This is a genomic window from Cellulomonas fimi ATCC 484 (assembly GCF_000212695.1).
GTDB lineage: Bacteria > Actinomycetota > Actinomycetes > Actinomycetales > Cellulomonadaceae > Cellulomonas > Cellulomonas fimi.
On record NC_015514.1, the window covers coordinates 2,274,355 to 2,288,325 of the forward strand.

11 protein-coding genes and 1 riboswitch are annotated in these 13,971 nt (G+C 75.6%); of the genes, 3 read left to right on the forward strand and 8 right to left on the reverse strand.

Translation table 11 applies throughout. From position 1 onward, the window contains the following. Window positions 1-24 precede the first annotated feature (24 nt). The 5 genes from CELF_RS10395 to CELF_RS10415 form a co-directional block, all read right to left on the reverse strand. Window positions 25-912: an NmrA family NAD(P)-binding protein gene (locus CELF_RS10395; RefSeq protein ID WP_197722513.1), complete on the reverse strand. Its 888-nt coding sequence runs from the start codon at window positions 910-912 to the stop codon at window positions 25-27. A gap of 123 nt (window positions 913-1,035) precedes the next feature. Beyond that, complete coding sequence (locus CELF_RS10400; RefSeq protein ID WP_013771210.1) at window positions 1,036-2,424, reverse strand: TrkH family potassium uptake protein; 1,389 nt, start codon at window positions 2,422-2,424, stop codon at window positions 1,036-1,038. 107 nt (window positions 2,425-2,531) lie between these two features. Then, window positions 2,532-3,299: an ABC transporter permease gene (locus CELF_RS10405; RefSeq protein WP_013771211.1), complete on the reverse strand. Its 768-nt coding sequence runs from the start codon at window positions 3,297-3,299 to the stop codon at window positions 2,532-2,534. After that, entirely contained in the window at window positions 3,296-4,090 is a 795-nt protein-coding gene (locus tag CELF_RS10410) for an ABC transporter ATP-binding protein (RefSeq protein ID WP_013771212.1), read from the reverse strand. The genes CELF_RS10405 and CELF_RS10410 overlap by 4 nt, the downstream gene beginning before the upstream one ends. 4 nt (window positions 4,091-4,094) lie before the next feature. Next, window positions 4,095-4,676: a TetR/AcrR family transcriptional regulator gene (locus CELF_RS10415; protein ID WP_013771213.1), complete on the reverse strand. Its 582-nt coding sequence runs from the start codon at window positions 4,674-4,676 to the stop codon at window positions 4,095-4,097. 670 nt (window positions 4,677-5,346) lie between these two features. Continuing rightward, window positions 5,347-5,505: riboswitch (cyclic di-AMP (ydaO/yuaA leader) on the forward strand. A gap of 1 nt (window position 5,506) precedes the next feature. Here CELF_RS10415 and CELF_RS10420 point away from each other — a divergent pair. Then, window positions 5,507-6,298: a C40 family peptidase gene (locus CELF_RS10420; RefSeq protein ID WP_013771214.1), complete on the forward strand. Its 792-nt coding sequence runs from the start codon at window positions 5,507-5,509 to the stop codon at window positions 6,296-6,298. 73 nt (window positions 6,299-6,371) lie between these two features. Here CELF_RS10420 and CELF_RS10425 read toward each other — a convergent pair whose 3' ends face one another. After that, entirely contained in the window at window positions 6,372-6,989 is a 618-nt protein-coding gene (locus CELF_RS10425) for a DUF305 domain-containing protein (RefSeq protein WP_013771215.1), read from the reverse strand. Window positions 6,990-7,113: 124 nt separating this feature from the next. On the opposite strand from CELF_RS10425, the gene CELF_RS10430 reads away from it, so the two are divergent. Both CELF_RS10430 and CELF_RS10435 read left to right on the forward strand, forming a co-directional pair. Beyond that, on the forward strand, window positions 7,114-7,836 hold the full coding sequence (locus CELF_RS10430) for a response regulator transcription factor (RefSeq protein WP_013771216.1): 723 nt from the start codon (window positions 7,114-7,116) through the stop codon (window positions 7,834-7,836). Next, entirely contained in the window at window positions 7,833-8,936 is a 1,104-nt protein-coding gene (locus tag CELF_RS10435; protein WP_013771217.1) for a HAMP domain-containing sensor histidine kinase, read from the forward strand. Before CELF_RS10430 ends, CELF_RS10435 begins: the two co-directional genes overlap by 4 nt. Window positions 8,937-9,017: 81 nt before the next feature. On the opposite strand, the gene CELF_RS10440 is transcribed toward CELF_RS10435, so the two are convergent. Together CELF_RS10440 and CELF_RS10445 are read right to left on the reverse strand one after the other, a co-directional pair. Next, window positions 9,018-9,590 carry a hypothetical protein gene (locus CELF_RS10440; RefSeq protein ID WP_013771218.1) on the reverse strand — a complete coding sequence of 191 codons (573 nt, stop codon included), beginning with the start codon at window positions 9,588-9,590 and terminating at the stop codon, window positions 9,018-9,020. A gap of 4 nt (window positions 9,591-9,594) precedes the next feature. Further along, window positions 9,595-13,167 (reverse strand): hypothetical protein, encoded by a 3,573-nt coding sequence (locus CELF_RS10445; protein WP_169317634.1) that lies wholly within the window; start codon window positions 13,165-13,167, stop codon window positions 9,595-9,597. Window positions 13,168-13,971 lie beyond the last annotated feature (804 nt).

The window sequence follows — 13,971 nt, forward strand, 5'->3', positions numbered from 1 at the left end:
GCGACGTCGGCGGCTGCGCATCGCTCATGCGCGAGCCGCCCACAGGTCCCGGTGCTCGTGGACGTACTCCGTCAGGGTGCGACCGGACCGGCCCAGCAGGCGCTCGAGCGTCGGGTCGACCGTCTCGGCCTGGCCTCGTCGCAGCCCCGCATGCAGCACGGTCTGCACGAGCGCCTGCGCGCTCGGGCGTCCCTGGCGCCGCACGTGCCGCAGGTACCGCAGCGCGGAGGTCGGCTCGTAGGTGATCGTGCGTCCCAGCTCGTCGCTGAGGATCGCCGCGACCTCGGTGAACCGCAGCGCCTGCGGCCCGGTGAGGGTGTACGCGGCGCCGCGGTGCGCCGCCGGGTCGGCGAGCACGTGTGCGGCGACGTCACCGACGTCGCGCACGTCGATGAACGCCGCCCGCCCCTGCCCGGCAGGCAGCACGATGCGGTCACGCGTCACGACGTCGTCGCGGTAGGCGTCGGCCAGGTTCTGGGCGAAGAAGCCCGGGCGCAGGATCGTCCAGGACCGCCCCGACGCGCGCAGGTGGGTCTCGACACGGTGGTGCGGAACGACCTTGTTGGTGTCCGCGCCGGTCACCGACGAGAACACCACGTGCTCGACGCCGTTCTCCCAGGCCACGTCGAGGAACGCGTTCAGGGTGGGGCCGACCTTCGAGATCGCGGGAGGCCGTACGAGGAACACCGCGGCGGCGCCCCGGACCGCCTCGACGAACGTGGTGGGGTCGAGGAGGTCCAGCTTCACGGTCTCGACGTCCGCAGGCACGCGGAGTCGTGCGGGGCGGGTACCAGCCGCCCGCACCGGGATCCCGGCGCGGGCGAGCGATCGCACCGCCGCGCCGCCGACGTTCCCGCCGGCGCCGACGACGACCACCCGCCCGCTCCCCGCCACCTGCCGCTGCGTCTGCACACGGCGAGGATACGCTACGCGCGTGTAGCGAACGTCTTGCGCGCGAACGGCTGCGCGCCCGGTGCCGTCCCGGCGGCCCACGGGGCGGCATCGCCTGTGCACGGCTCCCCCGCCGGGGCCGGGTCAGCCGATCAGCGGACGCCCCTCAGGTCTGCGGAAGAGCCGCCCGCTCTCGCGCAGCACGAGTGCCGACGCGAACGTCACGGGTCCGAGGCGGCCCGCGAACATGAGCACGACGAGGACGAGCTGGTGCCCGGGCGCCAGGTCGTCGGTGATGCCGGTCGACAGGCCGACGGTCGCGAACGCGGACACGACCTCGTAGAGCACCTGGTCGAGCGAGTACCGGCTGGTCGTCGCGATGAGCAGGGTCGCCGACACGACGGCCGCGACGCCGAGGAGCGACACCGCGAGCGCCTGGCGGATCGTCGCCGGGCTCAGCCGCCGGTCGAACAGCTCGACGTCGGGGGCGCCGCGGAGCTCGGCGAGGATCGCGAGGAGCAGCACGGCGAACGTGCCGACCTTGATCCCGCCGGCCGTGCCTGCGCTGCCGCCACCGATGAACATCAGGACGTCGGAGGCGAGCAGGGTGCCGGCGTTCATGGCGCCGGGATCGACGCTGTTGAACCCGGCGGTGCGCGGCATGACGGCCTGGAAGAACCCCGCGAGCACGCGGGCGGGTGGGTCGAGCGCCCCGAGGGTGTGCGGGTTGGTCCACTCGGCGGCGAGCATGAACAGCGTGCCGCCCACCAGCAGGACGGCGGTCATGAGCAGGGTCAGGCGGGTGTGGACGCTCCACCGGCGGGCGTGGCGGTGCTCGCGGAGCACCTCGAGGACCACCGGGAAGCCCAGGCCGCCGACGATCACGGCACCGACCACGGGCAGGCAGACCCAGGGGTCGCCGGCGAAGCCGACGAGGTTGTCGGCGAAGAGGGCGAAGCCGGCGTTGTTGAACGCGGAGACGGAGTGGAAGACCCCGAGCCACACGCTCTCGGCGAGCGGGTGCCGGTAGGTGGTCGCGAAGCGGACGGTGAGGACGAGCGCGGTGGCGGCCTCCACGGTGAGGGTGATCCGCGCGACGCCCAGCAGGACGCGTCGCACGTCGCCCAGGCCGACGCTCTTCGTCTCGGTCGCCGCCGCCATGCGGGTGCTCAGCCCCAGGCGGCGCGAGATGAGCAGGCCGAGCAGGGAGGCGAGCGTCATGATCCCGAACCCGCCGACCTGGATGAGCGCGAGGATCGTCGCCTGGCCGAACGGGGACCAGTACGTGGCGGTGTCGACCACGACCAGGCCGGTCACGCACAGCGCCGACGTCGCGGTGAAGAGCGCGGTGAGCAGGTCGGCGCCGCCCGGGCCCGTCCGGGAGAGCGGCAGGGCGAGGACCGCCGTGCCCACGAGGACCCCGAGGCCGAAGCCGACGACGACCATCCGCACCGGGTGGTGCAGGCCGCGCCACGGTCGGTGGGGCCCGGCGCCGGAGTCAGCGGTGAGGGCCTCGCCGAAGCCTGCGGACATGCGTACCCCTCGAGACGGTGGCGTGGTCGCGCCGGCGGTCCGGACGAGGACCGAGCCTAGGACGCCGGACGCGCTGCACGGCCCAGCCGGCGCCGGGCGCCGTGCCGTCACAGCTCCGCCGTCGACCACCACCGCACCGTCGCGAACGCGCCCAGTCCACCGACCGGGACGGCCAGCAGCAGCTGCAGGAGCGTGACGTCCGCGGCCGCCGCCGCACCGCCCATGCCGGCCCACAGTCCCGGTACGGCCCACGGGAACCACGCTCCGGCGCCGGCCACCGTCGCGACCTGCGTGAGCACGACGATGCCGAGCAGGGCGGCGATCCCCGGCAGGTAGCCGCGTCGTGCACTGGCGACGAGCCCCACGGGAAGGGCGAGCAGGGCCGACAGGACGACGACGACGAGCGGGCGCACAGCGGCGCGCAGCGCCGCCTCGTCGGGCGCGCCGAGCCCGATGGCCAGGCCGGCGGGGACGGCGAGCACGATCGCCCCCGCCGCGCAGGCGACGGCCGTCAGCAAGACGGCGGCGAGCTTGGCCCGCACGATCGCGGGCAGCGGCGTCGGTAGCGCCTGCAGGCCGTGGACCGTGCCGTCGGTGAACTCGCGGCCGAGCACCCACGCGACGAGGATCCCGACGGCGAGCAGCGTGGCCACGGACAGGATCTGGGCGAGCATGCCCAGGTAGGCCTCCCAGCCGGTGCCGTGGACCATCGGACGGACCTTGACGGCCATCTGGCTGTCGCCGCCGCCGAGCCCGACGGCCGTGAACGCCGCGGCCAGCAGGCAGCTCCCGACGACGAGGACGAGAGCGGCGGTCCGGGCGACGGCGGAGCGCCTGAGCTTGAGCTGCTCGACGTCCCAGGCGGCGCTGCTCATGCGCTCCTCCCGGAGGGTGCGGGGCGCCGGGTCCGCGCCTGCTCGGTGGCGTACACCATCGCGAAGAACTGCCGCTCGAGGTCCGTCCCGTCGGGGGCGAGGTGGCCGACGGCGCGTCCGCGGTGGACGACCGTGATGCGGTCGGCGATCCGGGCGACCTCGTCGAGGTGGTGGCTGGACACGAGCACGCCCGTCCCGGCGGAGCGCCGCTCACGCAGCCAGGTGCGCACGAGGACCACGCCCGCCGGGTCGAGGGCCGTGGTGGGCTCGTCGAGGACGAGCAGCAGCGGTTCGTGCACGGCGGCGCAGGCCAGGCCCAGCCGCTGACGGTTGCCCATCGAGAGGGTCCGGGCGCCGCGGTCGGCCCAGTGGTCGAGCTCCAGGTCGTGCACGACGCGCTGCGCGGCGGACCGGGCCGGGTCACGTGGCATCCCGTGGAGCCGGGCGGCTGCGACGACGGTCTCCCGCACGGTGAGCTCGGGGTACGCGAACGGCGCCTCGACGAGGTGCCCGACGTGCGCCCAGACGCCCGCCGGGGCGCGCCACGCCGGGACGTCCCCGGTGCCGGGCAGCCGCAGGTGCGCGGTGCCGGCGTCGGGGCGCAGCATCCCGAGGGCGACGCGCATGAGCGTCGACTTGCCCGCACCGTTGAGACCGACGACGGCGTGGATCTCCCCCGGGGCCACGGTGAGGTCGAGGCCGTCGAGCGCACGCTCGTCGCCGAAGCTGCGCCGCACCTGCGTGAGCCGCAGGAGCGGGTCGGTCGCCGTCGCCGCTGCCGTCGCCGACATGCGATCACCGTCCCCCGTCGGGCGCGGACGCGGCCGGGACGGGTTCGGGACCCAGCACCTCGAGCGACCGAGTGATGAGCGAGCCGAGGGTCGGACCGGTCGAGGCGGCGCCCCACTGCAGCAGCCCCTCGGTGAGCGCCGCGAGGCACGCAGCGGAGGCCACGCGCGCCTCGAGGGCGTCGACGCCGTCGGCGACGAGGGCGTCGGCGACGAGCTCGCCCGTCCGTCGGTTGTTCTCCGCGGCGCGGGCCATGAGGCCGCGGTGACCCGCGATGAGGCGGACGCGTGCGCGCGTCTCGTCCGCGGTCGGCTCCGGCAGCGCGGCCCACGCGGTCGTGATGCCGAGCCTGACACGGTCGACGGCGCGCATCGCCGGGTCCTGGGCTCGGACGGCGTCGACGATGACGTCGTCGTACGGGTCGTCCATCACGACGTCCTCCTTGGTGGCGAAGTACCGGAAGAACGTCATGTGCGAGACGCCCGCCTCGGCCGCGACCTGGTTGACGGTGGTGGCGTCGAACCCGTGGTCGAGGAAGAGCCGGAGCGCGACGGCTCGCAGGCGGTCGCGCGTCGACGGGCCGGGCATGGCTCGATGTTAGTCACTAACATCCGGCCGTGGCCAGAGGTCGCGCGACCAGGCCCCCGCTGTCGGGGCGCCGCCGCAGGGAGCCCGGACGTCCCATGAAGGATCCGTCGACCTCGCAGGGCGTCGCCCTCAGGCCCGCTGACGGGCACGAAGCCCGCCTGCAGGTCGACCGACTCCAGGACCGCCGTGCGGCCGTCCCGGGAGACGTCGAGCGTGAACGGCGGCACGGGCACGTCGAGAGGGCGCCACGTCGAGCCGTCGTCCGTGGCCCGCAGCGCGGCACCGTCGAGCGCGAGCACGCCCGAACGGGAGGCGTCGTCCCCGAACCGGTCGAGACCCTCGTGCGTGGCCAGGTGCACGCGCCCGTCCGCGGGGTCCATCGCGACGCCGTGCCCGTGCTCGCCGGGGAGCGACGAGCCGGCGCCGTCGGCGTGCGTGTGCGCGTGCCCGTCGCCCGCGGTGGTCGGCGACGTCGCTGCGGGCGACGCGGTCCCCGCGGTGCCGGCGTCCCGAGCGGGACCGTCCCCGGCGGACGCGGACGGTCAGGCCCGCCGTCGGCGCTTCATGAAGATCGCGTTGACTTTCCGGCAGCGGTGCCGGGATCCGACGAGGCGTCGTCTAGCCTCGACGTCGTCGGTGCACCGCCGGCACGTCCTCGGTGGGCGCCGAACCCTGCCGACCGCCGAGGGCGCACCTCGAGCACGAGAGGCAGGGACGGGGGACCCAGGAGTGCGGGCACCACGGTGCCCTCGGGGTGAAGCCACGACGTGGCCGGGAGACTTCCGCCCGAACCCGACAGCTAACCTCGCAGGCGTACGGGAGGTCTTGTCATGCCCGCTCGCTCCGCGAGTTCCCGTCACAGATCCGCGCGTCGACCACGCACCGCCCTCGACGACCTCGTCACCCTCTCGGCCGACGGCGTGAGCCAGGCCGGTCGGCGCTCGTTCGCCGTGGCCGCGGCGTCGGGGCTCGCCCTCGGCCTCGCCGCGGCGCCCTCGTTCGCCGACCACCCGCGCGACTCCGCCGGGTCGATCGGCGGGGTCGACACCGACGCGGCGACGGCGGCCGCACGTGCCGTCATCGACGCGCGCGTCGTCACCGCCCCGGCCGACGCGACCTGGACGTTCGACTCCCCCGTCGTGACCGCGGTCGCCCCGCCCCCGCCCCCGCCGCCCGTGGAGGTCCGCTCCGCGCCGGCCGCGTCCCGCACCCAGGAGCGCAGGGCGACCGCACCTGCCGCGGCGCAGGCGGCCGAGCCCGCCCCCGCCGTCGAGGTGCCCGCGAGCGCCGCCGGGAGCGCGGTCGTGGAGATCGCGATGCGGTACATCGGCGTGCCGTACCTGTCCGGCGGGACGACGCCCGACGGCTTCGACTGCTCCGGGTTCACCTCGTACGTGTACGCCCAGGTCGGGATCACCCTTCCGCGCACGTCGAGCCAGCAGCGCTACGCCGGCACGGTCGTCTCCCGGGCCGACGCCCAGCCCGGCGACCTGATCTGGTCGCCCGGCCACGTCGCGATCTACGCGGGTGGAGACATGCAGGTGGACGCGCCGCGGCCCGGCAAGACGATCCAGCTGCGGGAGATCTGGCAGTCCAGCCCGGTGTTCATCCGCCTGTCGTGAGGACGGCGCGAGGCTGAGACGACGGACGGGCCGGTGGTCGCGGAGGCGACCCCGGCCCGTCCGTCGTGCGGGCTCACGACGTGCCGAGCAGGGTGTCCATCTCGGTGATCTCGGCCGTCTGGGCGTCGATGATCGTGCGGGCCAAAGCCAGCGCGTCGGTGTTCTCGCCGTCCTCGAGCTCCTGCTCCGACATCTCGATGGCGCCCTCGTGGTGCGCGGTCATGAGCTCGAGGAAACGCCGGTCGAACTCCGCACCCGACAGCGAGTCCAGGTCGCTCATGGCGCCGGCCTGGTCCATGCCGTCCATGTCCATGCCGCCGTGGTCCATGCCGCCGTGGCCCATGTCGTCGGGCTGGGGCTCGCCCCACGCCTCGAGCCACGCGGACATCTGCTCGATCTCGGGTCCCTGCGCGGCGGAGATCCGCTCGGCCAGCGCCACGACCTCGGGGCTCTCGGCGCGCTCGACCGCGAGCTCGGACATCTCGATCGCGCCCTCGTGGTGCACGATCATCATCTGCGCGAACTGCGCGTCGGCGTCGTTGTGCTGCTCCGCCGCGGCCGCCTCGGACGTCGCCGTCTCCCCGGAACCGGTGCCGGTCGCGGGGTCGGCGCCCGAGCACGCGGCGAGGGTGAGGGCGAGGGTCGCGGCGGACGCCGCGGCGACCAGGCGGCGACGTGCGGTCGTGGTCATGGGGATCTCCTGACGGTCGGGACGGCATCCACCCTCACCCCGGTGCCGCGCAGCGGGGCTCGCCGTTCGATCAAGGTTTCATGAAGTCCGCGAGGACCGCCGACCGGTCCCGGAAGATGGAGCCATGACACCCGCACCCGCACCGGCCGCCGCCCGACGGGCCGTCGTCGTCGACGACGAGGTCGCCCTGGCCACGCTCGTCGGCGGGTACCTCGAGCGGGACGGGTTCGCGGTGACGCTGTGCCACGACGGCGCGCAGGCCGTGGACGTCGTCCGCGAGGTCCGGCCGGACGTGGTCGTGCTCGACCTCGGGCTGCCCGGGGTGGACGGCGTCGAGGTGTGCCGGCGGCTGCGCACGTTCACCGACTGCTACGTCGTCATGCTGACCGCGCGCGCGGAGGAGGTGGACACGCTCATCGGACTCTCGGTGGGCGCCGACGACTACGTCACGAAGCCGTTCAGCCCGCGCGAGCTCATGGCGCGCGTCGGGGTGCTCCTGCGCCGTCCGCGGCAGTCCACCGCGGTACCGCCGGCCGGTCCTCCCCCGTTGCAGGTCGGGGCGCTGCGCGTCGACGTGGGTGCCCGCGAGACGCACCTCGACGGGCGCCGCGTCGAGCTGACGCGGACCGAGTTCGACATCCTCGCCGCGCTCGCGTCGCGGCCGGGCGTGGTGCTCTCCCGCCGGGCCCTGATCGACGCCGTGTGGGGACCGGGCTGGGTCGGCGACGACCACCTCGTCGACGTGCACGTGCTGCACGTGCGCCAGAAGCTGGGCGACACCGCCAAGGAGCAGCGGTTCGTGCGGACGGTGCGCGGGGTGGGTTACCGGATCGGTCCCGGCGAGTGAGGCCTGCGGCCCGGTTCGGGCTGGCCACGCGGCTGCTGCTCGCGATCGCGATCGTGCTGGCGACGGCAGCCGCGACCGCGTGGGTCGTCGTCTCGGCCGTCGGGCCCGCCGTGTTCCACGAGCACCTCATGCGTGCCGGGATCGACGACCACGCCGCGGCCGACATGCACGCCGAGGAGGCGTTCCGGTCGGCGACGACGGTGGCGTCGGCGATCGCGCTGGTCGCCGCGGCGATCGCGGCGACGGCCGTGAGCCTGGTGCTGACCCGGCGGATCGGCGGCTCCCTCGCCGCGGTGTCGACGGCAGCGACGTCCCTCGGCGCGGGGCACTACGAGGTGCGCGTGCCGTCGCCCGGTCTCGGCGCCGAGTTCGACGACCTGTCGGAGTCGTTCAACCGGCTCGCGGACCGGCTCGAGGAGGCGCAGCGGCTGCGCGGGCGGCTCCTGGCGGACCTCGCGCACGAGGTCCGGACCCCCGTCGCGACGATCACGGGGTACCTCGAGGCGGTGGAGGACGGCGTGCAGCCGCTCGACGCGACGACCCTCGCGGTGCTGCGCGAGCAGGCCGACCGGCTGACCCGGCTCGCGCAGGACCTGGCGGCCGTGACGCATGCGGAGGCCGGGGACGTCGTGCTCGACACGGCCCCGACGCGTCCCGCCGACATCGTCGAGGCGGCGGTCCTGGCGGCCCAGGAACGCGCCCTCGCCCGCGGGATCGCGCTGAGCGGCGCGGCGGAGCCCGGGCTGCCGTCGGTGCGCGCCGACCGGCACCGGATGTCGCAGGTGCTGGACAACCTCCTGGCCAACGCGCTGCGGCACACACCGAGCGGAGGGCAGATCACCGTCAGCGCCGCGCGCGGCGACGGCGGCGTGCGGCTGGTCGTCACCGACACCGGCGAGGGCATCGCCGCCGAGCACCTCCCGCACGTGTTCGACCGGTTCTACCGCGTGGGCACCGCGCGCGACCGCGCGAGCGGCGGGTCGGGGATCGGGCTGGCGATCAGCAAGGCCCTGGTCGAGGCGCACGGCGGCTCGATCCGCGCGGCGAGCGCCGGGCCCGGCCGGGGTGCGACCTTCACGGTGACGCTCCCCGCCGCCTGACCGGCCTGGACGCGCTCGGTCACGACCGCGGCACGAGGCGCGTGCTCGACCGCACCGCCGACTCGACGGCGCCGGCACCCGTCACGGGCTCGCGAGGAGGTCGAGGCCGACCTGCGCGAACCGTCGCATCTCGTGGTCCGCATCCGTGTCGCGCACGCGCTCGAGGAGCGGCACGGCCTCCCGCCACCCCGTCAGCGTCGCCGCCTCGACGCCCACGGTGCGCAGGCCGACGTCCGGGTCGGTCAGGAGCTCCCCGAGCACCCGCAGCGCCCGTGGGTCCGCGCCGTCAGGAGCGCCGAGCGCCATGCGCCGCACCGCCGCCCCGGCGTGCTCGGTCGGGTGCTGTTCCGCGTCGTCGAGCAGCTCGGGGAAGGTCCGGGTCGGAAGCACCGCGGCGAGCGCGTCGTCCACCTCGCGCCCCGCACCGTCGTCCGGGGACTCGACGACCAGGTACCAGCAGCGCGCCTCGTGGTCGTCCACCGCCGTCACCCGGACCGTGCCACGACGCAGCAGGTAGACATGGCCCACGTGGCCGGGAGACGACCCCGCGTCGCCCCGCGGGTCGACGTCGACGTCGATCGCGTCGAGCGCGTCCTCGACAAGCGCGCGGACCGTGCCGCCGCCGGCGGCGGCGAGCACCCGATGACGTCGCATGTCGTCACCTCCCGTGGAAGTTGGCCAGGAATGCCACGAGCTCACCCTGCAACAGCGCCTGCGCGGCCGCGAGCTCGTCGGGCGAGGGGTGCCGCCGCAGCCGCGCGCCGAGGAACATCTCGATCGCCGTCGCGAGCGCCTTGAGGTCGTGCCCGCGAGGCGAGGCCAGGACCGGCCGGCTCTTCGCCGTCTCGAGCAGCGTGGCGAAGATCCGGCCGACTGCGCGCAGGCGCTGCCGCTCGGCCAGCTCGGGCACCGTCGCGTACTGCGTCTTCGCCTTGCGGCGCTTCGGCTTGCCGCCGGGTTCCGTCGCCGGGATCGGTTCCAGCCTCGGCAGGACCCGCTTCTCCGGCTTCTTGGCCCGCGACGCGGAGCCCTCGGGCGCCATGGGCGCCATCCGGCCCTGGAGCACGTCGTGGAGGCTCGCGACCGTCTGCGGGCGGCCCTCCGGTCCCAGGAGCGGGTTGCCGTCGGCGTCGACGCGCGGCATGCCGAGCAAGGTCATGCCCATGGCGATCGTCGTGCGCATGCCTTCGCGCCGGCCGGTCTCGACGCTGTGCGACAAGACGTTCTGCCCGTGGAGCTTGGCGATGAAGCTCTCGCGCTTCTTGGCGCCCGCCTTGGTGGTGGCAGGTGTCATGCGACTGCGCAGGCTCTCGACGTCGGAGCGACGGCTCCCGGCGAGCGCACCCGCGACGTCGGCCTCGGACAGGCCGAGTGCCGCGGCCTCGCGGCGCAGGCGTGCCGTCATGCCCTTCTCGCGCTTCGTCTTGAGCTGCTCGAGCAGCTTGTCCGTGAGCTTCTTCCCGCGCTTGATCTTCGGCGGCGGGTTGTACCGGCCGCCGGAGGGGTCGACGAACCCGACGAGCGCGGCGCCGCCCTCGGTGGCCGGGGACCAGTCGTCGTAGGCCGCGGTGGGCGTCCAGATCGAGACCCCCCGCTCGACCTGCCGCTTGTTGGAGCCCGGGCGTTGGTTCGCCAGGACATCGGCCTGCTGGAAGCGGTTGAGGCCCTCGAGGCTGCCGGGGCTGCCGGGGTCGGCGTAGCCCTGCGCGCTGGCCCGGGCGAAGTCGAACTCGAGCTGCGCGTTGGCGGTCGGCGCCGCCGCGAGCTGCTCGCGGTACTGCTGCTCGGCCTTGACGAAGACGGGCAGGAGCAGCGCGGCCAGCTCGGCGTCGGGCACCTGCTTGCCCTTCGGGTCGTCGAGCGTCGTCGTCGGGTTGACCGTCGCGACGATGCTCCCGTCGCCGCTCAGCGTCAGGGACGTGAGCCGGTAGCGGATCCTCCAGTACGCCAGGGCGGCGCGGAACCGCAGCGGTGAGACGCCCTTGGTGAGCATCTGCGTCGCCGCGGGCTTGATCGCCGCGACCGCGCGGTCGAGGCGCTGCTGCTTCCTTGCCTGCTCGTCGGCCTTCGTCCCCGCGCCCTTGTCCGCGCCCCGGCGTACGCGGCGACGGTCGCGCCAGGACCGGAACCGGTCGCGAAGGCCCTTGAGGCGGGCGCCGATCTTCCTGCCCAGCTTCTTGAGCGCGCCACCGACCTTCGTCGCGACCTTCTTGAGGGCGGCGCCGATCTTCCGGGCGATGTCGCGGATCTTGCCGGCTACCGTGCTGGCGCCCTTGGCGAGCCGGGCGAGCAGCCAGTTCGAGACGAAGTCGACGACCGTGATGGCGGCGGCGGCGAGGACGTCCGCGAACGCGGGACCGCCCGAGCCGCTCTTCACGGCCTTGAGGAACGTGATGAACTTGTCGATCGCCTGCAGGATCCGGCTGACGGTGCCCCAGGCCGCCTGCAGCCCCTGGACGATCGCGAGCACCGCGCCCGCGGCGGGGACGATCATCGAGACGAGCTTCTCGACGAGCAGGCCGATGAGCGCGGGCGGGATCGCCGCCTTGAGGCCCTCCCACGCCATCGCCCCGATCTTGGCGAGCGAGATGCCGCCCTTGGTGAGCAGGTTCCACACGGCCCGCCCGAGGCCGAGGACCTGCTCGACCTTGTCGTTGAACCACTGCTGGACGGCGGTCTTGAGCGCCTTCCAGAGGTGGTTGCGGATGCCGTCGACGACGGCCGCACCCAGGTTGCGCAGCCATGCGCCGGGGTTCGCGGCGACGTCCTTCGCGACCGCGAGGAACGCGCCGATCGCGGCGAGGGCGGCCTTGGCCGCGTTGATGGCGGCGGTCACGGTCGCGGCCACGGCGTTCACGGCGGCCTTGAGGCCTGCCTCGAGCCCGTCGAGCAGCGCGGTGAGCGCGCGGCCCAGCAGCCCGAGCGCCGCGCGCACGCCGGCCTTGAGGCCCTCCGCTAGACGGTTCACCGCGGCCTCGGCGCGCTGGACGGCCGCGCGGATCGCGTTCCGGAAGCGCTCGCGGACGGCCGGGAACGCGGCGAGCAGCCGGTCGCCGATGGCGGTGAGCGCGGCCCCGGCGAGCCGGATCGCGGCGACGACGGCCTGCCGCGCCTTCTCGATGACCGCGGTGGCGAGCGCCTGCGCCTTCTCGACCGCGGCCTTCACGGCCTGCCGGGCCTTCTCGAACGCGGCCGAGATGCCCGCCTTGACCTTGTCGAACAGCGCGGTCGCCTTCGACGCGAGCCACCCGAAGAAGCCGCCGCTGCTCTCCTCCTTCGCCGACGCGCGCGCCCGTGCGGCCTCCTGCTCGCCCTCCTGCCGGGCCTGCGCCGCCTCCTCCTGGCCCTGCGCGTGCGCCTGCGCCGCCTCGGTCTGCGCACGCGCACGCTCCCCCGCGACGGTCGCGCCCGCGTCCGCGGAGACCACGCGCGCCTCCGCATGGGCGCCCGCCGCGAGCGCGTCCTGCTCGGCACGCCACGCCGTCCGCTGGCCGGTGACCTCGGCGCGCACGTCGGCGCGCTGGGTCGCCTCCGCCTCGGCGTGCTGCGCCTCGAGCGCCGCGACCTGCTGCGCGGACTGCGCGCGCTGCGCCTGCTCCTGGTCCGCGTGCTGCTGGCGGGCCGCCGTCATCCGTGCCGAGCCGGCGGCGGCCGCCGCACGCAGGGCCGGGCCCTGCTGCTCCTCGACGACGGCGTCGACCGCGGCGTCCTCGCCGGCCGCGCCGTCGCCGCCGGGACCGCCGCCCGCGCCGGCCGTCGCCGCGGCCGGTCCCGCCGAACCCGCCGCGCCGCCTGCCGCACCGCCCGCGCCGACGTCCGCCTCGAACGTCTCGACGGCGACAGTCGGCCGGACCGCGTCCTCGCCCATCGGCTCGGCCGCGTCCCGAGCGCCCTCGGCCTGCGCGTGCGCGGTCCCCTCGGCGAGCTGGGCCTGCTGCGCGCTCACCTGGCCGGGGTCCGCGTCGCCCGCGAGCTGGAGCTGCGGCGCGGGGCCGGGGGTGAGGGCCGCGCCCGGGTCGCGCACCGGCAGCCGGTCGATCGTCGCCGACAGGTTCCGGGCGGACTCCTCCGTCAGGCCGCCCTCCGGGCTCGCGGGCAGCGGTGGCGGGGCGACGCGCGCGACGGGTGCCGGCCCCGGGGTCGGCAGCGGGCGCGGCTGCGGGGTGGGGCGCGCCGCCCCCGGCTCGACCGCCCGCACCCGCGCGGTCGAGCCCGCCCCGCCACTCGGCACCTGCGCAGACGCGGGTGCCGCCTGCGTCGCTCCCGCGAGCGGGGTGTGCCGGGCGGCGCGGCGCCCAGCCGGGCCTGCTCGCGTGCGACCGCCGCGCCGGCGGCGGAGTCGACGCCTGCCAGCGTCGCGGCCATCTGCGTCGGACGCAGGGCGGCGACCGTCGCCAGCGCCTGCTCGGGCGGCGCCCCCGAGACGTCCGGCGGCGGCGCGGCGGGCGGATCCTCGACGGCCGCGCCGCCGCCCCCGCCGCCGCCGGACTCGGCGGGCTCCGGACCGGGCGCCGAGCCCTCCTCGACCTCGGCCTGCGCACCGGCCGCCACGGCCTCCTGCGCGGTCGAGGCATCGACCTCCGGGGCGCTCTCGGCCTCGTCGACAGCCTCGGCTGCGTCGGGCGCCGCGGCCGCGCCCTCGTCCCCCGCGACCGAGCCCACGTCCAGGCTCTCGGCCACGCCTGCCCCGGCACCGTCGGGAGCAGGCGGCTGCTCGGTCTCCGTCGGGCCAGAGGCCCCGGTCGACGCCTCCGGCTCCTCGACAGGCGCGGGCGTGCCGGCGTCCGGACCGGGGACCTCGGCGGGTGCCACGTCGGCGGTCGCGGCGTCCTGCGCCGCCGTGTGCCCGGCCGCGTCGGGCGTCGCGGCGTCCGACCCACCAGCCTCCGGCTCCGCGGTCTCCGCGGCGTCCACGTCCTGCGCCCCGGCCGCACCGGCGACTCCCCCGGGGGGCGCCGGCGTGCCCGTGGCCGGCGCGACGTCGCCGTCGGACGACGGCCCGGCACCTGCCTGCGGCTCGGCGATCCCGCCTCCC